Source organism: Providencia sp. PROV_01, assembly GCF_053098325.1.
In genome coordinates, this window is sequence record NZ_JBRFKD010000002.1 from 1,841,461 (window position 1) to 1,867,958 (window position 26,498).

The 26,498-nt window shown below is 42.0% G+C and carries 29 protein-coding genes and 2 pseudogenes; 19 read left to right on the forward strand and 12 right to left on the reverse strand.

All coding sequences use genetic code 11. The annotated features are described in order from the left end of the window. Position 1: 1 nt before the first annotated feature. The 3 genes from ACU696_RS08890 to ACU696_RS08900 are packed head-to-tail and all read left to right on the forward strand — an operon-like array spanning position 2 to position 3,290. Positions 2 to 1,078, forward strand: coding sequence for a Gfo/Idh/MocA family protein (locus ACU696_RS08890; RefSeq protein ID WP_196723814.1), 1,077 nt, complete (start codon positions 2 to 4; stop codon positions 1,076 to 1,078). Then, positions 1,075 to 2,139 (forward strand): sugar phosphate isomerase/epimerase family protein, encoded by a 1,065-nt coding sequence (locus tag ACU696_RS08895; RefSeq protein ID WP_109913146.1) that lies wholly within the window; start codon positions 1,075 to 1,077, stop codon positions 2,137 to 2,139. The genes ACU696_RS08890 and ACU696_RS08895 overlap by 4 nt, the downstream gene beginning before the upstream one ends. An 11-nt stretch (positions 2,140 to 2,150) precedes the next feature. Next, positions 2,151 to 3,290: a Gfo/Idh/MocA family protein gene (locus ACU696_RS08900; RefSeq protein WP_209101967.1), complete on the forward strand. Its 1,140-nt coding sequence runs from the start codon at positions 2,151 to 2,153 to the stop codon at positions 3,288 to 3,290. Between the two features lie 307 nt (positions 3,291 to 3,597). Here the strand turns inward: ACU696_RS08900 and ACU696_RS08905 are convergent, their stop codons facing one another. The 4 genes from ACU696_RS08905 to ACU696_RS08920 form a co-directional block, all read right to left on the reverse strand. Then, positions 3,598 to 3,930, reverse strand: coding sequence for a DMT family transporter (locus ACU696_RS08905; RefSeq protein ID WP_371021498.1), 333 nt, complete (start codon positions 3,928 to 3,930; stop codon positions 3,598 to 3,600). Positions 3,931 to 4,020: 90 nt separating this feature from the next. Further along, positions 4,021 to 5,322: an HdeD family acid-resistance protein gene (locus ACU696_RS08910; protein ID WP_004912893.1), complete on the reverse strand. Its 1,302-nt coding sequence runs from the start codon at positions 5,320 to 5,322 to the stop codon at positions 4,021 to 4,023. Positions 5,323 to 5,349: 27 nt separating this feature from the next. Then, positions 5,350 to 6,624 (reverse strand): MASE1 domain-containing protein, encoded by a 1,275-nt coding sequence (locus ACU696_RS08915; protein ID WP_109913149.1) that lies wholly within the window; start codon positions 6,622 to 6,624, stop codon positions 5,350 to 5,352. 416 nt (positions 6,625 to 7,040) lie between these two features. Then, positions 7,041 to 7,727: an outer membrane protein gene (locus ACU696_RS08920; protein ID WP_004912887.1), complete on the reverse strand. Its 687-nt coding sequence runs from the start codon at positions 7,725 to 7,727 to the stop codon at positions 7,041 to 7,043. Between the two features lie 203 nt (positions 7,728 to 7,930). Between ACU696_RS08920 and ACU696_RS08925 the strand changes: the two genes are divergently transcribed. Then, a complete protein-coding gene (locus tag ACU696_RS08925) occupies positions 7,931 to 8,161 on the forward strand; it encodes a hypothetical protein (RefSeq protein ID WP_109913150.1) in 231 nt (76 codons plus the stop codon). 113 nt (positions 8,162 to 8,274) lie between these two features. Beyond that, positions 8,275 to 8,439: a hypothetical protein gene (locus ACU696_RS08930; RefSeq protein ID WP_164528577.1), complete on the forward strand. Its 165-nt coding sequence runs from the start codon at positions 8,275 to 8,277 to the stop codon at positions 8,437 to 8,439. A gap of 502 nt (positions 8,440 to 8,941) precedes the next feature. Here ACU696_RS08930 and ACU696_RS08935 read toward each other — a convergent pair. The 6 genes and pseudogenes from ACU696_RS08935 to ACU696_RS08960 form a co-directional block, all read right to left on the reverse strand. Next, on the reverse strand, positions 8,942 to 10,066 hold the full coding sequence (locus ACU696_RS08935; protein ID WP_209101970.1) for a hypothetical protein: 1,125 nt from the start codon (positions 10,064 to 10,066) through the stop codon (positions 8,942 to 8,944). Continuing rightward, on the reverse strand, positions 10,063 to 10,326 hold the full coding sequence (locus tag ACU696_RS08940; RefSeq protein WP_123381773.1) for a PAAR domain-containing protein: 264 nt from the start codon (positions 10,324 to 10,326) through the stop codon (positions 10,063 to 10,065). Before ACU696_RS08940 ends, ACU696_RS08935 begins: the two co-directional genes overlap by 4 nt. A gap of 12 nt (positions 10,327 to 10,338) precedes the next feature. Then, entirely contained in the window at positions 10,339 to 11,343 is a 1,005-nt protein-coding gene (locus tag ACU696_RS08945; protein ID WP_245211124.1) for an SEL1-like repeat protein, read from the reverse strand. Between the two features lie 5 nt (positions 11,344 to 11,348). Then, positions 11,349 to 12,314, reverse strand: coding sequence for an SEL1-like repeat protein (locus tag ACU696_RS08950; protein WP_109913294.1), 966 nt, complete (start codon positions 12,312 to 12,314; stop codon positions 11,349 to 11,351). Between the two features lie 3 nt (positions 12,315 to 12,317). Further along, complete coding sequence (locus ACU696_RS08955) at positions 12,318 to 14,240, reverse strand: phospholipase D-like domain-containing protein (RefSeq protein WP_209101972.1); 1,923 nt, start codon at positions 14,238 to 14,240, stop codon at positions 12,318 to 12,320. A 1-nt stretch (position 14,241) separates the two neighbouring features. Next, positions 14,242 to 16,295: pseudogene (locus ACU696_RS08960) on the reverse strand (DUF2345 domain-containing protein); the annotation flags it as partial. A gap of 265 nt (positions 16,296 to 16,560) precedes the next feature. Here ACU696_RS08960 and ACU696_RS08965 point away from each other — a divergent pair. Then, positions 16,561 to 17,064 carry a hypothetical protein gene (locus tag ACU696_RS08965; protein WP_123381745.1) on the forward strand — a complete coding sequence of 168 codons (504 nt, stop codon included), beginning with the start codon at positions 16,561 to 16,563 and terminating at the stop codon, positions 17,062 to 17,064. A 51-nt stretch (positions 17,065 to 17,115) separates the two neighbouring features. Here ACU696_RS08965 and ACU696_RS08970 read toward each other — a convergent pair whose 3' ends face one another. After that, positions 17,116 to 17,553 carry a hypothetical protein gene (locus tag ACU696_RS08970; protein WP_447343062.1) on the reverse strand — a complete coding sequence of 146 codons (438 nt, stop codon included), beginning with the start codon at positions 17,551 to 17,553 and terminating at the stop codon, positions 17,116 to 17,118. A gap of 42 nt (positions 17,554 to 17,595) precedes the next feature. On the opposite strand from ACU696_RS08970, the gene ACU696_RS08975 reads away from it, so the two are divergent. After that, a complete protein-coding gene (locus tag ACU696_RS08975) occupies positions 17,596 to 18,240 on the forward strand; it encodes a hypothetical protein (RefSeq protein WP_209101975.1) in 645 nt (214 codons plus the stop codon). A gap of 89 nt (positions 18,241 to 18,329) precedes the next feature. Next, positions 18,330 to 18,917, forward strand: coding sequence for a hypothetical protein (locus ACU696_RS08980; protein ID WP_209101978.1), 588 nt, complete (start codon positions 18,330 to 18,332; stop codon positions 18,915 to 18,917). On the opposite strand, the gene ACU696_RS08985 is transcribed toward ACU696_RS08980, so the two are convergent. Further along, positions 18,856 to 19,071: a hypothetical protein gene (locus ACU696_RS08985; RefSeq protein ID WP_209101980.1), complete on the reverse strand. Its 216-nt coding sequence runs from the start codon at positions 19,069 to 19,071 to the stop codon at positions 18,856 to 18,858. The genes ACU696_RS08980 and ACU696_RS08985 overlap by 62 nt on opposite strands. A gap of 288 nt (positions 19,072 to 19,359) precedes the next feature. Here ACU696_RS08985 and ACU696_RS08990 point away from each other — a divergent pair, with 288 nt between their 5' ends. The 11 genes and pseudogenes from ACU696_RS08990 to ACU696_RS09040 all read left to right on the forward strand — a co-directional run bounded on the left by ACU696_RS08990 (position 19,360) and on the right by ACU696_RS09040 (position 26,305). Continuing rightward, positions 19,360 to 19,944 (forward strand): RNA polymerase subunit sigma-70, encoded by a 585-nt coding sequence (locus ACU696_RS08990; protein ID WP_245211305.1) that lies wholly within the window; start codon positions 19,360 to 19,362, stop codon positions 19,942 to 19,944. A 97-nt stretch (positions 19,945 to 20,041) separates the two neighbouring features. Further along, entirely contained in the window at positions 20,042 to 20,971 is a 930-nt protein-coding gene (locus tag ACU696_RS08995) for a phage terminase large subunit family protein (RefSeq protein ID WP_421667214.1), read from the forward strand. Next, positions 20,952 to 21,851, forward strand: a pseudogene (locus ACU696_RS09000) (phage portal protein); the annotation flags it as partial. The gene ACU696_RS08995 and the pseudogene ACU696_RS09000, both read left to right, overlap by 20 nt. Continuing rightward, the gene (locus ACU696_RS09005; protein ID WP_209101984.1) at positions 21,848 to 22,711 is read left to right on the forward strand and encodes a S49 family peptidase; all 864 of its coding nucleotides are present in this window, start codon (positions 21,848 to 21,850) and stop codon (positions 22,709 to 22,711) included. The pseudogene ACU696_RS09000 and the gene ACU696_RS09005, both read left to right, overlap by 4 nt. A 1-nt stretch (position 22,712) precedes the next feature. Next, positions 22,713 to 23,321 carry a hypothetical protein gene (locus tag ACU696_RS09010; protein WP_123381738.1) on the forward strand — a complete coding sequence of 203 codons (609 nt, stop codon included), beginning with the start codon at positions 22,713 to 22,715 and terminating at the stop codon, positions 23,319 to 23,321. After that, positions 23,321 to 23,713 carry a head decoration protein gene (locus ACU696_RS09015; protein WP_272659173.1) on the forward strand — a complete coding sequence of 131 codons (393 nt, stop codon included), beginning with the start codon at positions 23,321 to 23,323 and terminating at the stop codon, positions 23,711 to 23,713. Before ACU696_RS09010 ends, ACU696_RS09015 begins: the two co-directional genes overlap by 1 nt. Before the next feature lie 74 nt (positions 23,714 to 23,787). Then, the gene (locus tag ACU696_RS09020; protein WP_209101989.1) at positions 23,788 to 24,834 is read left to right on the forward strand and encodes a major capsid protein; all 1,047 of its coding nucleotides are present in this window, start codon (positions 23,788 to 23,790) and stop codon (positions 24,832 to 24,834) included. A 10-nt stretch (positions 24,835 to 24,844) separates the two neighbouring features. Further along, positions 24,845 to 25,270, forward strand: a complete 426-nt coding sequence (locus ACU696_RS09025) for a hypothetical protein (RefSeq protein WP_272688142.1) — start codon at positions 24,845 to 24,847, stop codon at positions 25,268 to 25,270. Beyond that, positions 25,260 to 25,592: a head-tail joining protein gene (locus ACU696_RS09030; protein WP_209101990.1), complete on the forward strand. Its 333-nt coding sequence runs from the start codon at positions 25,260 to 25,262 to the stop codon at positions 25,590 to 25,592. Before ACU696_RS09025 ends, ACU696_RS09030 begins: the two co-directional genes overlap by 11 nt. Continuing rightward, positions 25,589 to 26,128 (forward strand): ATP-binding protein, encoded by a 540-nt coding sequence (locus tag ACU696_RS09035; protein WP_209101992.1) that lies wholly within the window; start codon positions 25,589 to 25,591, stop codon positions 26,126 to 26,128. The genes ACU696_RS09030 and ACU696_RS09035 overlap by 4 nt, the downstream gene beginning before the upstream one ends. 12 nt (positions 26,129 to 26,140) lie before the next feature. After that, entirely contained in the window at positions 26,141 to 26,305 is a 165-nt protein-coding gene (locus ACU696_RS09040; protein ID WP_096864646.1) for a DUF2635 domain-containing protein, read from the forward strand. The last annotated feature ends 193 nt before the right edge of the window (positions 26,306 to 26,498 follow it).

Sequence of the window (26,498 nt, forward strand, 5' to 3'; positions counted from 1 at the left end):
GATGGCTAATTTACGCGTCTTAGTCGTTGGTTGCGGCAATATGGGAGCCTCTCATGCAGAGGCTTACCACCGAATGGAAGGGGTTGATATCTGCGGGCTGGTGGCTCGTGGTCATTCAAAAGACATTCTCAATGAACATTTAGGTGGTGAATATGCCACGTTTGATAATTACGAACAGGCATTAAAAGCAACGCAACCAGATGCGGTTTGCTTAACGACATACCCTGATACTCATGAAGCTTATGCATTGCTAGCACTCAAGGCAGGCTGTCATGTGTTTATTGAAAAGCCATTAGCCACTACGGTTGAAGGGGCTAAGCGTGTCATTGCTGCGGCTAAACAAGCCCATCGACAAGTGGTGGTCGGTTATATTTTGCGTCATCACCCATCGTGGCAACAATTCATTCATCTAGCTCATGAGCTGGGTAAGCCATTAGTGATGAGAATGAATTTGAATCAACAAAGCCATGGTCAGATGTGGAATGTACACCGTAACTTGATGCAATCACTATCACCGATAGCTGACTGCGGCGTTCATTATTTAGATGTGATGTGCCAAATGACACAAGCTCAACCAGTGAGTGTCAGCGCTATTGGCGCAAGATTGACCGATGAATTACCAGACAACATGTATAACTATGGTCAATTACAGGTTCGTTTTGATGATGGCTCAGTGGGTTGGTATGAGGCGGCTTGGGGGCCAATGATCAGCGAAACGGCGTATTTTATCAAAGATGTCATAGGCCCTCGAGGTGCGGTTTCGATAATGGCTCGCCATGGAGAGGGAAATAGTGATAATGTCGATGGGCACACGCGCACTGACTCTTTACGTATTCACTATGCAGAGCTTGATAAAAACAATGCCTTTAAGCATCCCGACCGTTGGGTTGACTGCCAAGACGAGCCAGGCCATTTGGCGCTATGCCTAAGTGAACAACGTTATTTTGTTCAAGCGATTACGGAACAATTTTCATTAGAACAGCATTTACAAGACGCACTCAATAGCTTGCGAATTGTTCTTGCTGCGGATGAAGCTGTGCGTACACAGCGCACCGTGATTTTAGGGAGTGAGTCATGAAAACAATCCAAGGCCCCGGTATCTTTTTGGCACAATTTATTGGCGAAAAAGCCCCTTTTAACTCATTAGAAGGCCTCGCTGAATGGGCATCAAGCCTAGGTTTTACCCATATCCAAGTGCCAACGATCGACCCACATATCTTTGATTTAGATTTGGCCGCCACAAGCCAAACTTATTGCGATGAGCTGGTTGCCATGTTACAGCAATATGGTATTCAGATCAGTGAGTTATCGACCCATATACAAGGCCAATTAATTGCGGTACATCCAGCGTATGACACGGTTTTTGATGGTTTTGCCCCAGCGAGTGTTAGAGGTAATCCTCAAAAGCGCCAGCAGTGGGCGGTAGAGCAACTCATCAAAGCGGCAAAAGCCTCGCAGCACCTAAAGCTAACTACGCACGTGACTTTCTCAGGCGCGCTGGCGTGGCCTTATTTTTACCCTTGGCCCCCTCACAATGCACAACTGTTTGATGAAGCATTTGCTGAACTTGCGCTGCGTTGGTTGCCTATTCTGAATGTGTTTGACGAGTGTGGCGTTGATGTGTGTTACGAGTTGCATCCAGGGGAAGACTTACACGATGGCGTGACATTTGAGCGTTTTCTCGGCCTTGTCGATAACCACCCGCGTTGCCATATTCTCTACGACCCAAGCCATTTATTGCTCCAGCAAATGGATTATCTCGCGTTTATTGATTGCTATCACCAACGCATTCGCGCATTTCATGTCAAAGATGCGGAATATTCACCAAATGGCCGTAGCGGTGTCTATGGTGGCTATCAATCATGGGTTGAGCGCGCAGGGCGTTTTCGTTCGTTAGGGGATGGCCAGATTGATTTTGTCTCTATTTTCAGCAAATTAACCCAGTACGGTTTTTCCGGTATCGCCACAATGGAATGGGAGTGTTGCCTTAAATCTCCAGATGTCGGGGCGAAAGAGGGAGCTGATTTTATCGCCAATCATATTATTCCAGCGGTTGATCATGCCTTTGATGATTTTGCAGCGGTAGATACTAATCTTCAACAAATCAGAGCGTTACTTGGGATCGTGAGTGATAAATAAAGGATAAGGCGATGAGACTAAAGCTGGGAATGGTTGGAGGTGGGGAAGGTGCATTTATTGGTGCAGTGCATCGATTAGCGGCTCGTATGGATGATGAGTTTGAGTTAGTCGCAGGCGCATTTTCTTCGAACGAGCAAAATTGTCAACGTACAGGGCAACGGCTGCACCTTGCGCCTGAACGATGCTACGCTAGCTATCAGCAAATGGCGCAAAGCGAGGCGGCACGTGGTAATGGCATTGATGTGGTTGCGATTGTCACGCCTAATCACTTGCATGCCCCTATTGCCGTTGAATTTTTGCGCTCAGGTATCGACGTGATCTGTGATAAGCCATTGTGTACATCATACTCAGAAGCTTTGCAGCTTGCCGATGTTGTGAGAGAAACGGGTAGGCAACTGATTCTCACGCATAATTACAGTGCTTATCCGCTAATTCGCGAAGCGCGCAGCCGGATATTAGCAGGGGAACTAGGCGAAATTCGTTATATTGAAGTGGAGTATTTGCAGCAATGGCTAGCAACACGATTAGAGGAAACTGAAAACAAGCAGGCGAATTGGCGTACCGATCCAAAAAAAGCGGGGGCGGGCTGTATCGGCGATATCGGTACTCATGCGTGGCAGTTAGCTTCATTCGTCACAGGGATGTTACCAGAGTCCATTCGTGCTGAACTCACATCAATGATCCCTGAAAGAGTGCTAGATGATGATGTGCGTGTGCAAATGCGTTATCACAACGGAGCAAAAGGGCGTCTATGGGCGAGCCAAGTGGCCTGTGGTGAAGAAAACGGGCTGCGACTACGCATATATGGCAGCCAAGGGAGTCTTTCATTTTCCCAAGAAAATCCTAACCAGTTATGGTTAAAACCGTTTGATTCGCCAATGTATTGTGTGACACGGGGATCAATGTCTCAATGGGAGGAAAACCGTGCGATGTCAAGGGTTCAAGCCGGGCATCCCGAAGGATATTTAGAGGGTTTTGCTCAGGTTTATCGTGAGGCGGCAACTCGTTTACGCGAGGGAAGCGGTGCATCACCGTTATTACCAGGTATTGAAACTGGCCTACAGGGGATGGCATTTATTGATGCCGCAAAACGTAGCCATGATAGCTGCGGTCAATGGATTGATTTTACGCAATATCGTTGCTCATCATAATCTCTGCGATGGATGGTCTGAGGTTAATGAGTTGGTATAATCTATAACCTTTATGAAATATATTTCGGCACAGAGGCTGTAATAATGATTTTTTCTTTGTAATACGGATAAGCAAAAGCGACGAGGGGGAGTGAACCGGAAAGCTATACTGCTTGATAGAATCAGTTAAAAGGAGAGGATACCTCTCCTAGTGATGTTACACCACCAGCGTGGTGTAACAAAAAATGTTTCAATGTCGGTATGTATCTTGTTACGTGTGCAACTTAATGTCGTTATTTAATCCATTCTTGTTGAATAATTTCGACACTCAATGAGTAATTGATTTAGAGAACAGCTGGATAATAACAATTCCCAGCGCAATGCATGCTAGACCAATTAATGCTGGAAAATCAAGTTTCTGTTTATAAACAAAAAATGATAATGCTGAAACAAGAAATATTCCCGCTCCAGCCCATATCGCATAGGCGATACCAATATTCATACTTTTTACAACTTGGGATAATCCATAAAAAGAAATGGCATAACCAATAACGACAATAATACTGGGTACCAACTTAGTAAACCCATCAGACGCCTTCATCATGGTTGTCGCGGTTGTTTCAGCTATGATAGACACCATTAAGATTGCGTACACTTTCAGCATAAAAACCTCTTTAACTTATTTAGCAAACATTCCAAAATGACAATTTTAAACTATGTTTGAGATAAAAATGTCTAATGGCTATGAAACTCAACGCCTAAGTAAGCGTTTATACCAAGGGACTGGAACTGGGTGTACAATAGCCCGCAAAGCACGTGCATAATCCATAATTAATCCAGGGGTCCATGCCATCATCAGTGCACGCCGACGAATTTGAGCCGCAATCCATAACTCTGGCATGCAAAGTACATTTAAAATCCCGATAAAATCACTTCTCTTTTGCATAGACAAAACACCATCTAATGCAGCCTCCAAACCATATGCAACACTGCTGGAGCAGTTTTGGTATGTTAGGTTATAAATAGGGTATTGGCGATATTTTTCCCAAAAACTCAATAAAGAAGCATAGTTATAAACATTGAAAACAATCTGTCTGTCAGATTCACACCATTCGGATGCTTCAGTTTGATAATTAGGCAAGAAACGCCCCGGAACATTATTATCAGCGGTTGCTTTTAGTAGCCTGAAAAACTCTGATGGAGAACGATCAATATCTTCTTCAGGGTATAAGCTGATATAGAGGTGCGGGTAGAGTTCTAGAGATGCATGCCCCGTCGAGATTACTCCTTCAGAATCAACAGCCGCAATATAACGATTAATAATTGGCCGTGGTACAGGGCGTTGGTTTGCGGAGCCTTCGGGGGTCCAGATATGAACAGTCAAAATAGTATCTTGTTCAGTTTCTCTACTTATAGTGGAAGATTGTGGGGTCTCTGTTATGGGTCGCATTGCCCCTTTTTTCTTAAACGACACAGGTAAAGGACGCATCAGTTCAAATATGGATGTTCCTCGTTGGATATGACGGGCTCGAAATGCTAACTTCAGGCATCCAAATCCACTTCCTATCATCAAAAAACCGATAAAAAAAGAAATTGTTGCTTGGTGATGGGTAAACAGAAAAAAGGCAAACAGCATTTCAATTACGCCCCATAATAGGATTAATTGCCATCCAGGAAAACGTACGATCCAAGCTGATGCAACAACAAATAATCCGGTAATAAAAAAAACAAAACCGAACATTGCTGACAATAATACATTGCTATATGTTTGATTAATCAAGATAACCAATGCACAGAACAAAAATAGACCACCTTTAAAGAAAAGTATCGTTTTTTGTGTTCCAATTCCGCTTGAAGCGACACTTAATGTGATCAGACTTTCAAGTAACAATAGAATACCAAACAAATGTATTGGAAAAAAAAGAATACCATCAACACCATCAATGAAAATAAATATACCAATAAAACACCAAAGGAGCCCAATCCCCCAGAGGTAATGTGCTTTTCCTCTGATAAATTCGGCACCGAAAAGTAATAATGCAATTTGTAGCATCACTTATCCTTTGTTATTACATCAATTTTAGGATACTTCACCCAAAATAAACCAATTCCCAACAATCATTACTGGCTTGTTATGACTAAAAATAACACTTCCACGATCTTCTATATTCCACCAACGACCTTCTTTATCTTTCAGACAAAAGGTTATTATTGGAAGAGTGGTATGAGCTTGCTCTTGCTCCCAATGTCGAGCGAGTTTTTCTCGGTCGTCAGGATGAATAGATTCCATAATTTGCCTTAGATCGGAAAGGGTTGTTAAATCAGCCTTCGGATATGAACAATCTGTATTTCCCCATTCTATAGCACCATTATCTAGATTAAGTTGATATACTAGGTGCTGCGGTTTATAAGCTCCTTGTGTGTCATCAATTCTATGAGTACTTCGAGCGACAACTCGTAAAAAAACCATTAATAATGATATGACGGTCAAATATCCCTGTATTAACCACAGTGACTCATGGCGAAATAGGCCATGAAGATAAAAAGGCCCATGCTGATTACGAGTGTAATAGATTGTAATAGTGGCAAGTATTAATAGTGCTATTGATCCCCCTCTGTTTCCCCACAGCATAGACAGGGTAACAGCAAGCAAAATAGGGATACAGAGTAGCGATAATTTAGCAGTATTACGATGATGATGAAAATAGGAATGGTATATCTGTATCGCAGTATCATTGAATATTAATATAGTGCTAATAATAAGAAGAATAAAAACAATACTTCCCCAAACTATATTAATTTTGAAAGAAGGCACCACCCTTTTGAAATGGGTATTAATTAGCCCCATAATCACTGTTGTGGCAAAGATGTTGCCAGTAATATCAGCAATAAAACCATCCCAAAAAATATCATTAAGTGATGTATTATCAAGCCAATACAAACTGATAGAAAATAGAACTGCATCTGCAAAACTGACAATTATTGTTGCCGATAGCCATAACAATATTAGTTGCAGATCATCTCCTCGTTGAGCATACCTACGGACAATCCAAGCAATAGCAATACAAGAAAGTACTGCCAGAGCGGCGTATATAAGTGAAAGGGTGATTTGCTCACTATCAAAGCCATTCAGAATTAAGTTTAATACAATGAAGCCAATCAGTAATGGTAGCCATTGGCGTTTGTGCATACATAAAAAAGCGGTTGTTGCGACCCCCGCAGGAAACCAAACAACAGAAATATCTGAGTTCTCTGGTGTCAGTATTTCGGAGATTTCACCTGTTACGTAATAAAGTAATAGCCATCCTATTATTACGATTAACGTGGTCTTATTTGATAGTAAAGATGTTTTCATAGTTTATTTCAGGTTATGCATCATAAAGTTATGTTTGGCCTTATCTTAATGCGAAAAGGTCTACATCATTTCTCTTTTCAAAAAATATCAAAATGATATCTTGAGGTATAGCTATTATTATATTTTTTCCTGTATTTTTAGACACTTTTTATTTTATTCTGAGTTCGGCGCTGTAGGTACTTCAATGAACATTACGCGTCTAGAAAAAGCCAATAGCGCACCTAATCTGAATTTCTTAAAAAGAAAAACACGGCTTGTTGTTTTCATAGACAGCTATTCGTGAAGGATACCTACGTTATATAAAGCAGTAGCCGAGCAATAATGGCAAAAATTGAGCGTGTCCACCACAATTAAAAATAGCTAACAAGAGTTAGCTATTTTTGAGACAATACCAATGAGATAACACTATAAAAATACTAAAATAAGTATCTGACACCAAATACAACTTCTTGAGATTTAAGGTGTGCTTTCATTTGCTCGTCTTGTAAGCCTCGAGCATTAGCAAATCGGTTCATGCCACTTTCGATTTTACCTAGATCCACATAACGGTAGCCTAAGTCAAAATTGAGTTTATTAATAGGTTCATAGCTGACGCCGCCACCGAGAGAATATACCAAGTTTGTATCAGTGTTACTTGCGTATTGACGTGAAACATTTCCTTGCCATCCAGACGATTTTACTTTTGCGATACCAACACCAACGGTTCCATAAATAGAAACTCCCTGATAAATTTCATAATCACGGTAAGCATTTAGCATTAATCGTTGGGACTCTGTTTTATGGTGATTCAAGCTGGTCGGAAAAGTGGTTGATCCACTTGTATATTCTGCCTTTTTATTGAAAGTATATTCTGCTTCTGTACGCCAACCATTACCAAATTGATAGCCAGCAGCTAAAGAGCCATTATAAAAATCATCTTTATCATCACCCGAGACAAATTGACCAATACCAGGTCTACTACTGGTATCCATATTATCTGCTTTTTGCCATACCTTCGAGAGCCTTGCAGCACCATAATAGCCCTCATCATTCGTAGAGGCTAAGGCATTTCCAGCTGCACTTCCAAATACAGCAATTACTAATAATAAGTGTAATTTAGTCATGTTATAGTTTCCTTAGTGTATTATATCGAGATGGGATTATTGCAGGTAGTGGTTATTAGTAAAGGGGAGTTATTTGATTGATATGTTCAATTTATTTCAACAAAATGATATAGATGTTACTTGGATTACCGCATTCTTCATGAAATGAGTATTTCATCTTCTAATAACAGAGGTTGTATCCCTCGCTACTTTAAAACAAGTTTATGTCAGGTAAATATTTACCTAATGGACTTCCCCAGAATTCTGCTTTATGGCCAGAAGAATATCGCGAACTGGAGCAGCTTGATTTATTCGCTAACAGTCTAATTAGGCAACTGAAAAATCGAAAAATCTACAGAGAGCGAGTACAGGTTGAAATTGAAAAAGTACCTGAAGCACATCGGGAATTTTTTAGAGATAAATTAAATCATTGGTGTGAGGTGATGAAAGTATGAAACGTACACACTTGGAAAAAATAAAATCGTTCCCATCATATAACTACATATTTTATAGCGGAGATAAGGCCGTTTATTCATAAGGTTATTAGATGTAGTTAGTTGGGGTGAAAATGAAAAAATCGGTTTATAAAGCAAGTGGTTTATGGAACCAAACATCTTTCATAACTCTTTTTGTCGCAACAAGCGAAAAAGATGTACTTTCAACAATAGCATTTTGGGCAAATCTAGGTGGCGCTAGAGTAGATGAGTTATCTATTGAGCGTTATTGCTCATGAAGCCGGTAGAGTCGATTGAAGGGTTTTAAAGTGAGAGAGCTGATGCATGTTACTCCTTGAAATAAAAGAAAATGATAGCTATTCAAGGGGATAATATATATCTGAGATTTTTTTTACTGTGGTGATAATGATTTATGTTAGCAGGTTCTAGTAGAATGCTAGAACCAATATGGTGACGAGGTGGAACAGCATAGTTAATTATGTCGAAAATAGAATTATACCTTTAAAGCTTATTGTAGATCTTGACAGCAAATTCATGGACTGCTTGTGATAAATCTGAGGGGGTGCCTAATAGAGTCGGTGCATCATCGACATAAAAATGAATCGCTTCTTTTATTTCTAGTAAAGTCGGAGGCGGTGATATTTTTTTTTAGGTTCCTGATAGCTTGTCTAAGCTCTTTGACATCCATGGGATGGGAACTAAACCATGTCGGGCGGCTAGCCCAGTACTCAATGGCATGACGAATTTTATCACTCATAACAATCACCTCTTATTAGCTTATTAACATATTATTTGTTGTAACAATAAGTTATCGTGTTCTTGGCTGACTATTAGTTGGTTTTCGGGATTATCGCTGACCAAGGACAAGATGGTACTATGCCGAGCAACCCCACCCTTACCGAAAAAGTTATCGACATCATAAAACTGGTTTAAGAGACAATGAATATCTTGCTGTACATAGCTTTCAATACATTGGCTCTTGTTTTTATCTGTGATCCCGCTATGCCACACTGAATTTAATTGGTGACCCGGTAATTGAAATTCACATTGTGTTTTCAATGCATCAGGGAAAGATCCTTTATCCGTAGATATTGGACGCAGGAGCTTCGCTTTGATTGGCACTCTTAAACGCTCGTAGAACCCTTGAGGGGCAAGTAATAGACTCGCGGCTTCTTCACTTGCCATTGAGTCTAACTGAAAAGCTAAAATAGCGTATAACTTAGGTTCAAAGGGATTTTCATACAGTGCTAACAGCCATTCGCTGAGTGATTTGTATGGCAATGTTTCAACAGATTCAAGCTCTAATGATAAGCGCGTGGCTTCCTGCTGAATGAGAGCCTGCCAATTAGCCTCATTATCTTCAGCTTGCCAATATAGGGTAATTGGCTGAGTAAGAGCATGTTGATGGTAATATTCAGCAATGGGGGCAAGTAACTTTTGCACCGCCATTTCCTGTTTCTCCCATAAAGAAAGTGATTTGAAGGCGCTTAATTGCAATATATTGTCTTTATTCGGCGGCAGTGAAGACAAAACAACATTTGTTTGTTTTTCTTCATCAAATTGTGTCAATCGTGTATGCGCTAAAATGCCTAAATACCTTCCTGCCCAATAGCGCCATTCTTGGCGTGCATCATCGAGCATATCAGTAAACTGCCGATGGTCATATGACACTATCGAATAAACCAATAGACGAATAAACAAAATAGCAATCACGGGAAGAACAACAAATAAAGCGATTATTTGGTTGTTACTGACTTCACTAGACAATACCCCAATTGAAGATAAATAAGCACCTATGCCAAATCCGATAGCACCAATAATCACAGCCAAAAACAACCAAAGCATCAAGCGAGGTAATTTAGGCTTAGGTGGGTGATCTAAAGACGGAATTTTCCAGCTTATCATGATTGCTCACCCGACGATGATAAGCTCGCAATCAATGTACAACCACATTCGGTTTGAAAGCCATTTAATGCCGCTTGGCGACCGGATATTAAAATGCGCGTTGAGCCGGGTAAAATGACATTGACACCATGTCCTTTTTTAGGACAACTGACTTTATCTCCCACTAAGGCAATGGGCTTACCGTACATCACCGAACCAGAAGCGGAGATCACTTCGCCGCCATGAGTAGTTTTGTCACCTAATCGAACAAGTGCGCGCATGTTAAGATCCTTTTATTGGTTATCCTGTTGTTTTTTATATTCAAACGTGCCATCCCATTCTGGTAATTCAGCAGGTGGTAGCGGAACGATTTTATCAATATCGGGGAATGAGGCGGTTTCGTCAGAAGCATCCATTTCTTTGACAATTGCTTCATAACGGGCTGAGCGAGCGGCATCAGGTTTAACACCAAGATAATAATAATCTTTTTGAGTTGTGCTAGGATCAAATGACTGGCTTAATATAGATGCTCCCATCCAGTATCCATTTTGAATGGATATCTGATAGTTTTTTAAAGCTCCATTGAAATCTCTGTCAACTGTATGTAAGTAAAACGCTAAATTATACGCAGCTTCTCCATTTCCTTGCTTGCTTGCACATTCAAGCATTTTTTTTCCAATTTCAGGGCGATAAGCTGGGTTATCTCTGTCTGATAAACGCTTCGAGATAAAAATATTTCCAATGGCATTTTGAGCCTCGGGGCTACCCAAATCCGCAGCTTGACGAAAATATGCTAAAGCTTTAGTACGATCAGCGACGACTCCATAGCCTGTATCGAGGTAGTGCCCCATTTGGTAATAACCATAGCTGATATTCAATTTAGCCATTTTTTGAATAATATCCCACACCTCTTGTGCGGGACCTTTTCCTGCTATTGGTGGCACTTTGCCATAACTGATTAAATTGCTTAAGTTAAGCATGGCTTTGGGGTGATTACGCTCCGCGGCTTTGCGGTAGAGATCACCAATTTTGGTATAATCTCGTTGATGTTTATTCACTTTTTCAAGCTCACGGGCTTGTTTAAACCAAATATCCGCTTCCGGATCAACGGGTGGTAATGTGTCTTTTTCATACACGCAGGTGAAGGTTAAATCGGGTTCGGTTTTTTGAATTGGCGGCTCTTCATTTTTATCCATTGGGTTGCAAGCACTCAGCATCAACATGCTACAAATCAATGCACCGCATTTAAATATGCCGCGAGCAACGGATTGATGATGAGATAAAAAGGAGAGATTCATCTTGGTTATTGCCCCTCTGCCTGTTTTTTATATTCAAACGTGCCATCCCATTCAGGGAGTTCGGCAGGGGGAAGTGGAACGATTTTATCGATATCGGGAAAGCGTGCCTCGGGGTTATTTCTAATTTCACTTACAATAGCTTCATAACGAACTGAACGATTAAGATCTGGGGTTATTGGTAGATAGTAAATAGAACTTTCTTTTATATCCGGCTTAAATGCCTCCATAAAAGTCGATGCTGAGGTTCTAGATCCATTTTTTACCGCTATCTGATAATAGCTCAAAGCTGTACTTAAGTTATTGTCTACGTCTTGGTAATATGTAGCTAATTGATATGCGGCTTCTCCATTCCCTTGTTTAGCGGCACAGTCTAGCATTTTTTTACCTATTTCAGGATGATACGCTGGATTAATTTGCATATTGTCCAATCTTTTTGAAAGGAAAATATCACCAATAACATATTGTCCTTCTGGGCTGCCTAAATCGGCAGCCTGCCTAAAATAAGCTAATGCTTTTGTTCTGTCTGCGGCTACACCATAACCAGTGTCCAGATAATGCCCCATTTGGTAATAACCATAGCTGATGTTTAATTTAGCCATTTTTCGGATAATGTTCCATACCTCCTGAGCAGGGCCTTTCCCTCCAATTGGGGGGATTTTGCCATAACTGATTAAGTTACTTAAGTTCAGCATGGCTTTAGGATGGTTTCGCTCTGCGGCTTTACGGTAGAGCTCACCAATCTTGGCATAATCGCGTTGATATTTATTCACTTTTTCAAGTTCACGGGCTTGTTTAAACCAAATATCGGCTTCTGGATCAACGGGCGGTAGCGTGTCTTTTTCATACACACAGATAAAGGTTAAATCGGGTTCGTTTTTTTGAGTCACAGTAACGTCCTTTTTATCAATAGGCTTACAGCCCATTAGCAAAATAAATCCCAATAATAAAGTGATTTTTATCTCTACACTCATCCATTAATCCGCATTTTTTAGGCTGATAGTTTTATCTTCAAAAGAAATTATTGAGCCTTTTGGCTTTTTTTCGTTTTTTTTATTTAATTTATTTTTGGTTATAAGATCATTCCATGATTCAAATTCGCTCGTCAGATCACTTGAAACACCCCCTGTTCTTTTGTGTAATCCCCATAACTTTTCTCTTAACGGTCTTACAATTGGAAAATCATCGGTATCTTGCAATATCACGGCTATTTCACTGTCAAATGCCATACTACGTAAATTAATATTAGCAGAGCCTTGGATTAAAAAAGTATCATCGACTAAGGTTAATTTACTGTGGACATACACTTGCTGCCATCTATCCGAATCAGGAGAAACAAGGGTACAGATCATTGTCTCTAGTCCCTCTATTTTTTCGGGTTGGATATCATCAGGGCTTTTGATGTTTTCATCTGGGATATAGACCCCCCAATAACCCGATTTAGGTTTGTACGATTGATCGTAAACGTGCTCTTTCATTAAATCTCGACGACCAAGTTGTTCTAGCATCTTATAAGTTTGATAGCCGCCTACCTCATTCGAACTCCCTACAGAGGGTTTTTCCGTTGAATTAGTGACAACAAAAAGATAGAACGGAGGCGGTTTAATGCCTTGTAATTTGCTGTCAGTTTCGGCAGCTTGTAAAAAACGTCGGTTTCGTTCTTCAACCATATCCCGTAAATTGGTCGCGATAGATGACAAACGAAAATATTGGTTCTCAAAATAGATGTAGTTACGGGCATGTTTAACACCATGATCATAGGCTTTTAGTATATCGTATTCATCGTGTTGTGGCTGGGTACGGCAAATTTTCCCGCCCGTAGGAACTAAAGGATTATTCGCTAAAAAGGTGTAATGGGCGTTGAGTTTTTTGATATGCTCAGGTGTCGGGATATAGTCACATCGTGAACGGCCTTCTCTCTGTGCAAGCTGATCTACATCGTCACCTTTACTGGCGAAGAACCCGTCTGTTTTTTTCCACGCTGAAACAAAGTTATCATTTAAATCATACAGTAGCTCACCATACACACAGTTTGAGGTATCCTGCCACGCCGTTACGCCATCGCGACCAAGCCATGACTCTTCCTTATGACGAGTGATGGCATGTGCATCTTGATCCCAATATTCCGAGTGCATATTGTGCCCCATCACAAAACCAATCGCATTTTCAGGCTCTTCATAATCGATTAAAACCGCTTTTTGATGATGCGTTGAACCAGCCGCTAAAGCAGCCCAGCGAGCACTTAGCTCAGTTTCTTGACTCGAAAATTGATGATTGGTTCGCGCCGTAACATCTTTTAATCGCGAATTAGGTATACTCATTGCAATATCACGAGTCCGTACTGACAAGTTTTTGACAAGGCCCATATGAACCTTACGGTTCCAAGCGATATCAAACTGATATTGTTTTTGGGTTTGATAATCGAGCTTTGCACCAAAGACAAGAAAATCATTGAGTTGGGATGGCGATATCACTTGTTTCCCCCAACCGGGAAAGCTTTTCTCAAAATGTTTTCCCACATGATCAAACCACACAAGTACACGCACTTGCACACCTTCATTGGCCTTTTGCTCTAACAACTCGCCAATCATCGGATATTGACCTTCTCGGGCATTCGAACTACGTTCAAAATACATAGAGGGTTGAAAGCCCCATGTAATAATATCAATACTTTTTTTCGATTTTCGAATGGCTTCCGCAACGGCGGCAAAGGTTTGTTGTCCATTAATTAATGGTGCATAGGTAAATAAACTCATGGGGTATTTCGTGCGTTCAGGTATCCAGCTTGGCGTCATATGTGCCACCATGCAACTTGATACTGGTATATCAATCATCGGTGGCGTTGCTGATGTTGGGAGTTGAACCCCGAGCGGGAATTGGCTCCAATTACCTGCAGACATATTACTTATCCTTTTTGAATGCGGTTAAAAACTCTGAAAGGTTTTGACTCCAAGCATCGCCAATACGTGCATTTTCACGCTCTTGGCTAGGTGCGCTTGGTCTAAATCCAATATTGACTGTAGGCTCGTTACTGTCATCATCTTCAGCAGGTGGTGGCACTGTAATGTCATAACGATCGCCACTGAGTAGGTATAGTTGATAGCTATCTGTGGGAATATCATGGTCAATTTGGACATTACCTTGCGCATCACTCATACCTTTTAAAATCAGTGCTCCATTGGCATACAGCTCATACGGCTCAAAAGCGCGTGCCTTCATCGGACTCTGTGGTGATGAACTCAGTTGAAAGCGCGCAAGGTCTGTTTTGGCATCGATTGTGGGAATTGCGGATGGGTCACATCCATGGAGGCAGGTCCTTCAACCACCCAGTTAGTTGCTTTGACGGTTTGGTTGCTGGGGCTGCCGTACTCAATCTGCCCACCTTTTAAGCGAATATAGGCGCCTCCACAGGTCAGTAATAATTCGTCTTTAGCCGCAACCACGGTTTTACCACCTGTACTGGTGACGGTCATGTCCTTGAGTGAGGTTAAGTGCATTTCATCGCTTTGTGCTTGAATTTCCACTTTACCTTTTGCTGCAAAGGCTTTAATTCCTAAGGTGTGAGCAAATAAACTGATGGCTTGACCTGCGGCTAAGGTGATTTTTTTACCGACTGAAATATCCGCCTGTTTATGGGCGGTCAGGGTGATATTTTCGCCACTGTTAGCCTGTACGGTTTTGGGGGAGGTGAGAGCAATACCTGCAGGGGCGCTGAGTAATAACGCCGCTTGCTGCAATTTATCAATAGATTGAGTCAGTAACGTTTGTTGCGCTTTTAAATCTGCTAGTTCGGCTTTTGCCACCTCTGCCGCTTCGCGTAGCGAACTGACTAAATTCAGCGCATCATCAAGCTGTTGCTTGGCTTCGCGCATATCCAGTTGTTCAGACGAGGCTTTCGTGCGTAAATCTGTGCTGATAAACAGCCCTTTTCCTGCTCGAATAGCGCCCCAGCTGTCGGTTCGCAGCTCAAAGCCATCACCGCGCTTTTCACGCCCTTGATTAACCAGATGCCCTAAATTGAGTTGCGATTTCCCCCCGTATTCGGTGCTGAATTTGATGTGTTCTTCCCCGCGTTTGTCTTCCATGCGTAGCTTATTATTTGCCGGAGTACGAATGACATTGCGGGTATTATTTTTGTCGGTGATGTGGTCGGGACGATGCGAGTCATGCAAGGCATGGGCAATGTACGGTCGGTCTGGGTCACCCTCATGGAAGGCAATGGCAACTTCTGTCCCTTGGATTAACGGAAAGTGCATCCCGTAGGTATCGCCCGCGTACGGTTTCGCTAGCCGCACAGGCATACTTTCATACCCCGTCGATTTTTCATCACGATCCGCATCGAATTTAACCCAATAAAAACCATGCTCATTCTGGTGGGCGTAGATATCGTGAGGTTTAGCACTGGTGACGCGTGCCATCAATGTCCCTGCAATCACAGGGCGAGGCTTCAAGGTCGGACGCCAGCACAGAGCTTCGGTGTACGACGTTGCTTCAAATTGCACGACTAAGGCACTGCTGCGGCTACCTGAAAATCGCAATCGAGTAATCAGTATTTCAGATTGAAAGTCAGACGGTAATGTTGAAGGCAGTTGGTTATCGGTAATTTTGAGCACCAATAATGGCGTTAGCATCGGTGAATTACTTTTACCGTGCAGCTGAGTTTGACGAGCCAGAAAACGCTCATGGTCAAGGCGTGACCAAAAGTGAGCGGTTTCCGTTTCTGGTTGGTACTTCTCACCGCGCTCAAGATGACGAGGTTTATAATGATAGACATCACCGTAGTGGATGTCCTCTCCCTCACCTCGAGTCATATCCGTTTCAATGGATTGCAAGGTTTGCATCGCTTGGCGGTGATTATAATCTTTGGTGGTGACACTGCGCTCAACCACTTGATGACGTAGTGATAACCCCCAGACACTTTCTACACCCTCGTCATTCATCCCTGATGCTCTGTTGTACTATTGATACCGGTCCTATATTTTTTGTTTAGATAACACCTCGCTTAGAACGGGATTTTATTGCAAATCACAAAGCTCACTACGGTGAGTTTTTTAATTTGTTATGAGGAATACATTATGGCTAAACCGGATTGGGGGACGCTACGGCAACAGTTCCTAGTCGCCTACGCTAAAAATTTGATTATGATTAAGCGGTTGCATTGATTTCAAGGTCTTCACCGCGTATATAGTTAGTGTCAATAATAAGCGGAGGTAACAATTGATGGCTTTAAATAAAATAATTCTTGGTGTTTTTGGCGCTGGGCGGCGCGGCAAGAGCGAAACACTTCTTTTGCTGATTGACATATTAACTAATGATAAAACTTATTCTGAAATTGATACAAGGCAAAGCCATTATTCTGAAAATGACAAAGTAGCTATTTTTGGAAAAAATGGATTTAGGGTGGGAATCACAACGATGGGTGACTATCCTGAAGCTGTAAAGAATGAATGCATGAAATTAATTGAAAATCAGTGTGATTTTATAGTTACAGCTACCAGAACAAAAGGCGGCACAACTAAAGAGACAAACAGAGTTGCAAAACAATATGGTTATGATGCTATATGGTTTGAAAAAAATAGAGCAGTGAATGGTTGGTGCAAAGAGTGGCCGGCTACTAATGAGAATGAAAAATTTAAATTAAATAAAAAATCATATTTTAATAAAATCAATAAATTAGATGCTTTATTTTTATTTGAATATATTGATTCACTAATGCAAGGCTAACTCACCTAGTGTGGGTTGTTAGAGTGAAAGTTAAATAAGGCAAGATTATCTTTATGTTAAAGATGCGGTAATAAGATCCGATCTATTTTTATACTCATTTTCATGCTCCTTTGTAATTTTAAATAATGGAGCCTTATGTTGCCATGTCGCATTTTCTAAAACTATTAAGCTGGGTACTATAAATAATTCTGGTTCATAAATACGATTTATATCTTCAGATAGATTGCAAAAAATATAAAAAAAAGATTTAGATACATTAGGCTTTTTAGTTCCAACCATCCATTGTCTCGGTTGGCTTCTCGCCCACGAAGCTTTAACTTGGATACTGATACTTTTTGTACCATCAATGGTGGCAATAATATCAACGGCACTTGTTCCGCTAGTGGTTAGAGCTGCACTTATACCAAGCCTAGAAAGCATATAAGCTACGTAATACTCACCGGCATCACCAGCATTCTTACTACTGCGTTTTTCTAATAACTCATTCATTAATCTATGTCCGCTATTGTAAAGGTAAGTGAGTTAGTGATTATGGCAAATTTAAAGGATTTAACAAACCAACTCCGTACCATCCGCAAGCAAATTCCTTTTGCGACAGCACAAGCACTGACTAGCACAGCTCGTAAAATAGAAAATGCACAAAAGGTTGCATTACAACGTAATTTAGAAAGCCCAACACCTTTTACTGTTAAGAGTATTAAAAGTCGCGGAGCACGTAAAAGTGATCTACGGGCTAAAGTGTTTGTGATGAATATCGCTGCTGAGTACTTAACACCATTTGAAGCTGGTGGAGTTCATAAACTTAGTGGCTCTGCACTGCTTAACCCTAAGAACATTAAGCTGAATAAATACGGTAACTTACCAAGAAATAAGTTAAGCAGCCTAAAAGCTAAAGAGAATACTTTCATTGGTGAGTTGAATGATGTCAATGGCGCATTTCAGCGTAAAAAAGCTAAGAAAGGTCGTAAGGGTAAAAAACGATTAAAACGCTCACATAATGGCACTCGTCGAGATAGGCAAAAACAACCAGCGCCTAAATTACTAATTCGATTCGGTGATGCTTTACCTGTTCAACCTGTACTTGGATATCAAGATAGGGCACAACGAATGGCACAGGCTTTATTACCACAGGAAATAAGCCGAGCGCTTGAAGAGGCGATGCGAACTGCTAGTTAAGATAGGAAGTTATGTACATAAGTTATATGAAATAATGCAATGATTTAATCATAATATAAAATCTATATTTTAAATATTGGATGGATATTATGGAACAACAACTTATTGATGCACTAAAGGAATCTGTTAATTTTCTCACTTTAGCTGTATTTTCATTTATTGCATGCTTCGCTATGTATAGAACAAAAAATGAAAGGAAAAGGAACAATGTGAAAACTAGATGGTGGGATATTGCCATCTTCTGGTTTTACACTATTTTATTTTTAATATTAGGTGCAGGGAGTATTGCACTTATTGTTAGGGAATTTATGCAAAATTCAGCATCTGGAGGGGTGATAGGAATTGTGGGGTTCATAGCTGTTCTAGTAATAGTAAATGCCGCAACTGTTGTATTCGGTGTATTAGAGTTTTTTGATAAAAAAGAAGAGGAAAATATGGGCATGCCTGAAAAACTAGATGACTCAATAGCTCAGTTATTAAGTACGGATAAATATTCAGTTACATGGCTAATGCAGATGGAGAGCAATAATGTTGTTTTTAGTCGAATTGTTAACGGAAAAGTAGATGAGAGCTACGTTCCCGTTAGTTATGATAAAGCTAATGTTTATGCTGCTTCTATTCTGAATGGTCTTCAACCACCAAAACATCTTTATCTGTCCGATAAACGGATTGGTTAAATTCAATTTGTATTAGCTTATCGCCACGCTTTTTAATGTGATAAAAATCGAGACCGCCAAATGAAACTCGGGTGTCTTTGGGATACCCAGCCAATTGTCTCAGTAATGTTTCTAGGTCAATAGTGCGGTCGTCTATATGCTTGTTGTTACTCATGTATTAATTCCTTGATTAATATGATGGAAGGCAAAGTATATAACATAAATATTTTTTGGGTCCTTCATAGCACTTTTCTATTTCACGGGCATTGCGCGCCGCGTTCTGCGTCTAGCTACAAAATTTTGAATTTGTGTCCCATGTCCCATGACGTGTAATGAAAATTTTTATTTTACTTTCAAAATGTTACGTTAAAAATCATTGTGGTTTGTGTCCCATAAAATGTGGGACATGTCCCACGCAATGTCCCATATGTCCCAATGTCCCATCTCGAACGGAAAATGTCCCATGCCCACGATGAATATTTCTGATTATGCCAAGCATACTGGCGTGAATCGTAAGACGATCTCGCGCTGGATGAAGAGTGGACAATACATCGTGATGTCCGGAGACGAAATTGATGTTGAGGCAAGTGATAAAAATTTAAAAAAGTATCGAGATAGTAAAGATCCTCGCACTAAAAATGCGACAAGAAAAACTAAAGAAGTCACTGAAAAAAAAGTAGCGGAAGAAAAATCAGCTTTTCAGCAACAAGCTGAGTCTGTTTTAGCTGGGCTCGTTTCCGGTGATGTTGATGTTCGTGATTTAGAAGAGTCGCGCGCGATCAAAGAGCATTACTTTGCTGAACTCGCTAAGTTGGAATACGAAGAAAAATCAGGCTTAGTTTTGCCGTGGCAAGACATGGTCGACAAGGTGGGAGAGGAATACCACGCCATGCGCACACGCCTGATTGCGATAGCCCCTGAACACGGCCCCCGCCTGAGGTCACTAGCACTCACGTCTTCTGATACAGAGTTTGTGGCCGCGTTGCAGGACATTATTCATGAGGCGATGGAGGAGTTGAGCCTTGACCACAGTGAGCAGGGGGGATAATGCATGGCAGCAATTCACCCGTGCACTGAGTCAGAAACGCGCTGTCGTCAGACCTCCGGAAGCCTTATCGCTGAGCGAATGGGCGAACAAATACGCGGTGTTGTCGAAAGAGAACGCTGCACAGACCGGCCGTTTCCGATCCTTTAAATATCAGGACGGCATGATGGATGCCTTTACCGACCCGTCGGTAACTCAGGTGTCCGTGATGAAATCAGCCCGTGTTGGGTATACCAAAATTCTTGACCATGTGATTGGATACTATCTATCTCATGACCCCGCGCCAATCCTTGTTGTTCAGCCACGCGAGAGTGATGCTGAGGATTACAGTAAAGATGAAATCTCGCCCATGCTGCGTGATACCCCTGTACTGAAAGCCATAACAGGTGACACCAAGGCTAAAAATAGCAACCAAACCATCCTCAAAAAACAATTTACCAATGGATCAAGCCTAACTCTGGTCGGTGCCAACTCACCTGCCGGGTTTCGTCGTATCACTCGAAGAATTGTTTTATTTGATGAGGTGGACGGTTTCCCAGCTGGCGGCGCTGGTTCAGAGGGAGATCAAATTGCATTAGGTATTAAACGTTCAGAAACATTCTGGAACCGAAAGATTGGTCTTGGTTCAACGCCGACGGTGAAGAATGTCAGTCGTATAGAGAAAGCCTATAACGAGAGTGACCAGCGACATTACTGGGTACCGTGTCCGCACTGCGGTGAGTTTCAGATCCTCGAATGGGGTGATGAAAAAACATCTTATGGTATGAAGTGGGACAAAGATAAAGATGGCAACGGGCTCCCTCTCACCACGTATTACGCTTGCAGACACAATGGCTGTGTCATTCATGATAAGGATAAGTACATGATGATTGAGCGTGGTGAATGGCGCGCTGAAAAGCAGTTTACTGGTCACGCCGGATTTCATATCTGGGCAGCATACAGCCTGTTCCCGAATGCGTCTTGGCCGAATCTGGTGAAAGAATGGCTGCGGGTGAAAGATGATCCGTTAAACCGCATGGGGCAGACCTAATGTTGTTCATGATTTTGACCACGAACGGGGGGCTCAACATCGTGGCGTTGGGATTTTAGCTCCTATTGTTCAGCGTCTTAAAATGCTGATTAAGTACGATGAATCAGAGTTAGAAGCCGCAATTTTGAATGCGATTTTCGGTGCTTATATCGAAAGCCCCTATGATGCACAAATGGTGTCATCAGCATTGGGTGATACTGGTTTTGGTGATGGCGAAGAGCTCAGCGCTTATCAAACGCAGCGTGCAGAATATTATGAAGATAAGCGCCTAAACTTACAAAATGGTGCTCGAATTCCTCATCTATTTCCTAATGAAAAAATCGTCACCTTATCCGCAGCTCGCCCAACCAGTAATTTTGATGGTTTTGAAAGTGCAGTATTGCGAAATATTGCCGCAGCGACAGGGCTATCAACTCAGCAAGTGACACAAGATTGGTCAGATGTGAACTATTCATCTGCTCGAGCTGCGATGCTTGAAGCATGGAAAACCCTAACTCGTCGTCGTGATGATTTTTCTATCGGGTTCTCACAGCCTATTGCTTCTGCATTTGTTGAAGAGATTCATGATACGGAAGACTTGCCACTACCAAATAACGCACCTGATTTCCTTGAGGCGAAAGCGGCGTATTGTCGTGCTCGTTGGATGGGGCCGGGTCGTGGATGGATAGATCCTGTTTCTGAGAAGAAAGGTTCAATTCTGGGTATGAACGCTGGTTTATCCACACTTGAAATGGAAGCCGCAGAAAACGCAGGTGAGGACTGGGAAGAAATGCTTGATCAGCGTGCGCGTGAAATTAGCGCTTTTGCTGAACGTGGCATTCCATTACCGGAATGGGCTGAGCCAATCCCTCAACAAACTAACAATACGGAGGCCAAGTGAATTTACCGCACTTAGCGCAAAAGCTATTTAATACCCCTCTGGCCATACATCCACAAAAAGCTGAAGTCGTGATAAGTGCTGTCATGGAGCGGTTTGGCATTACGCAAATTCGTAGCACGATGATGGAAGATGATTATTACGATGATGACCGTTTTTCGCGTAAGAAAAAGGCAGATGCAGGATATGACATTTTAGAAGGGATCGCACTGATATCCATTCAAGGAACGCTAGTACAAAAGCTAGGTTCATTACGGCCTTACAGCGGCATGACTGGTTATGACGGCATACGACAAGTATTTTTGTCAGTCATTCACGACCCAGAAGTCAAAGGTATTTGCCTCGATATTGACTCTCCTGGTGGAGAGGTTGCTGGGTGTTTTGATCTTGTTGATTTGATTTATGAATTACGAGGTAAAAAACCGATTTATGCCATTCTCTCTGAAAATGCGTATTCAGCCGCTTATGCCATTGCTAGTGCAGCTGACAAAATTTATGTGCCGCGCACAGGTGGCGTCGGTTCAGTTGGGGTGATTGTTATTCATTGTGATTGGTCGCAACGCATAAAAGAGGATGGATTAAAGGTTTCCATTATTACTTATGGTGATCGCAAAGCGGAAAGTAACCCGTATATAGCGCTTAGTGATGAAGCGAAAGCGGCTATCCAGCACGATGTTGATGAAATGGGGCGTCTGTTTGTGAGCACTGTTTCCCGTAATCGCGGGCTTTCTGAAAAGATAATCCGCAATACACAAGCAGCCTGTTTTCTGGCTGATGAGGGCGTACAAATGGGGCTTGCTGATGTGGTCGCCAGTCCTGATGTCGCATTTCACGAACTAATGAAAGTTTCTGGAGTTAAATAATATGTCTAAGTTCAATCCGTTTGCTCATCTTATGGGTAATAAAGCGAAAGCTTCCGAAGATGATGAAAAAACACGCAAAGCAAAAGGTCGTCGTGCGGAAGATGACGATGATGAAGAAAATGCTGAAAACGATGATCCTGAATCTGAAGATCATGATGACGAAAAAGAAGGTCGTAAAGCGAAAAAGGCAAAAAGCAAGAAAGCGGAAGATGATGGTGAAGACCCTGATGCAGAAGATGATGAAAATGCAGAAGGCGACGATGAAGACGCTGAAGATGATGAAGACAACAAAGACGTGAAAAAAGGCCGTCGAGCTGAACGTAAACGTTGCGCTCGTATTTTTGGCAGTAAAGCTGCTGCGGCACGTCCAGATATGGCTGCTCATTTGGCATTTAATACTCGTATGTCATCATCTGAAGCAATCAGCACACTGAAAGCAATGGGCGGAGCTCCAGCACCGCAAAGTAATCGCCGTTCTCTTGATGCCCGTATGCGTGAAGAAGAGCAAGTACGTTTAGGGCAAGATGCAGAAGTTGCCCCGAAAGGCTCAGCTGCATCTCTCGTTAACAAAATGACCAACCTGTATAACAGCAACAAAGGGGGCAAATAATGGATCAGATTTCACAAAACCCATTCCAACCGGGTATGCGACAAGCAATGTTTAACCCTGATCAGTTAATTTCAGGTCCATTGCAAGTTGTCACTGATACTGTGGTTATCGCCAAAGCGGGTATTCTAGTGCGAGGCACTATTTTGGGTAAAATTAAAGACTCCCGCGAATATGTTATCTGCAAAAAAGATGCAACAGACGGTAGCGAAAAACCTTGCGCTATTTTGGTCAATGATATTGATACAACAAGCGAAGCAGCGTCCACGGGTGTGTTTCTCATGGGTGAGTTTAATCACCATAAAACCAATTATGATGCAACTTGGACCGTGCCTGAACTTGCTGACGAAATGCGCCAATTCTCTATTTTCCTCCGCGATAGCGTACAAGCTTAATTCCCCATTAATTCACTTAGACGTTGAATACTAGCAATAGTAGGATTTTTGACGTCTTTTAAATGAGAAAAAGTATGAATATTTTCGATACGAATATTTTAGTTCAAGTCGTGCCAAATCTAATGACGAGCCAAAACTGGTTGTTAGATAAATTCTTTCCCAATGTGGTTGAGTCTGACACTGAAGAAGTCTCTATTGATGTGGATGTGGGCTTACGTCGTATGGCCCCTTTTGTTTCTCCTCTAGTGGAGGGCAAATTAGTTGAGTCTCGTAAGTTCCAAACCAATAGCTTTAAACCTGCCTACATTAAAGACAAGCGTGCTCCTGATTTGCGAAAACCTATTCGTCGTCAAATTGGCGAACGTATTGGTGGACAGCTATCTGCATCAGAGCGCGAAATGTTAAACCTTCAGTTCGAAATGGCTGACCAAATCGACATGATCAACCGTCGATTAGAGTGGATGGCATCTAGCGCATTAGTTTCGGGTACGGTCACGGTGGCGGGTGAAGGTTACGATACTAAGTTAGTTAACTTTGGTCGAGCATCTGAATTGACCGTCACATTAAGTGGCGCGGATAAATGGCCAGTGAAAGTCGATGCAGGAAAAACTAACACTCAGCCCTCTGATGATATTGAAGATTGGGGACAACGTATTTTAAAAAATTCAGGGGCTACCGCAACTGATATCGTTTTTACGACTAAATCATGGAAAGCATTTCGTTTAGATACGACGATTAAAGACACTGCGATTAATTTCCCAGCGTTAAGCCCATTCGGTAACCAAATTAATGCTGGCACAGAAGTTCAAAAAGGCGCGGTATATAAAGGTCGTTGGGGTAACTATGATCTGTGGTTATACAACGATTGGTATATTGACCCGGTTGACAACATTGAAAAACCGATGATCCCTGATGGCTCTGTGATTATGTCTGGGGCGGATTTAATGGGTACTCGCTCATTTGGTGCCATTATTGACCCCGCATTTAATTATGGTCCGATGGCCTACGCACCAAAATCATGGCTTCAGCATGACCCAGCTCAGCGTTTCTTAATGATGCAATCTTCACCGCTGGTTATTCCTAGCCGAGTGAACGCGGCATTGTGTGCAACGGTTGTCTAACGGAGGCGTTATGGCGAAGAAACCCCAAGATCAGCAGGAAAAAACTGATGACTTGGGGGGATTACCCCCTGAGTTACAAGTTGATGCAAATACTCAACAAATTCCACCGAAAGCAGAGGATAATGATGATAAAAACCCTGTAGAGCCAGAGCCAGAGCCAGAGCCAGAGCCAGAGCCAGAGCCAGAGCCAGAGCCAGAGCCAGAGCCAGAGCCAGAGCCAGAGCCAGAGCCAGAGCCAGATGGCATTTATGTCGTCGTAAAAGGTCATTCAGTACAACATAACGGTATTTTATATACTGAAAATCAGCAAATTGAGTTGGAAGATAGCGATGCAGAGCGGCTGGTGGAGCTCTGCGTTGTGATGTCACTGGCTTTGGTGCGAGAAAAACTGGCGAAAGCTAATCCAGTTGGAACGGTAACCATCAGTGGTGATTGATTGGGATAAGCATCTATTAAATCCACTTCATAATGTTTTTTCTGAAAAGGTGAATTGGCGACCGAAAACAGGGGAACATTATGATATTGAGGGAATATTTGATAGAGCATATGCCCAAAACTATGAATCCCTCGATGGGGAGAGTGGAATTAACACCACTCGCCCGATTTTAGGTGTGCGCGATGCTATTTTCAAAGCTGCCCCAGTAAAAGGTGACAAGGTATTTATCTATAGTGTGAGCACATTATTCGTTGTTGGGGATGTCCATCCTGACAGTCATGGTGGAACACATCTGATCTTAAATAAGGTGGTGGCATCATGAATGCAGCACAGATCCGTGAATTAGTTCTTAATTCTTTAAAAGGGAAAACAGCTGCAGAAAACCGTGTTTACTCTCCGATGGATTGGTCAACAGTGAATGCGGATTACCCGTGCATTATTGTTCAAACACCCTTTGACCACAAAAAATCACTAGGTCGTAATGCACCTCAATTTAATACAGTGACGACAGTACGTGTGACGGGGAGACTTGAAGAGTTTGATGGTGATGATCTTGATGGCGCAATGAAAGCCGAACTTGCCTTAGAAGCCCTGCGAGAAGAAATTGAACGTGCCGTCATCAATAGTTATGAACTAACCCGACAAACCCAGCAGTTTCTTGAAATTCGTTCTCAAATCGATATCAGTGCAGGTGGTGAAGGCCATCTTGCACAGTTATTGATGGATTTAGATATCGAATATTACCAAGGTCCCGAAGAATTTTACCCCATTGATGCTGAGCCGCTAACGGGTATCGACATCAATGTTCAGCAGCCGGACGGCACACCTCAACATCACATCAATATTGACCTGACCTAATCAGGAGTTTCTATGTTTGTAAAACCAATTAATGGCCGCAGCGTGCGCTGCCCGGTCAAAGGCTCCTCTTTGCCTGAAAATGGGCAAGAAGTACCAAATAATGTTTATTGGCGTGCACGGCTTAATGACGGTGATGTTGAGCTTGTCAAACCGCAATCCAAGGAGAAAAAAGTATGACAGTTTCATTTTCTCGTGTTCCAAACAATCTCCGTGCACCGTTGTTTTATGTCGAATTTGACAACTCAATGGCCAATAGCGCAACTGCAACGCAGCGCTCATTGATTATCGGGCAAATGTTAACAGGGGCTGCGGCACAAAACGCCATTAGTATGAAAATGAATTATTACAGAGATAAAAACACAGATTCTGT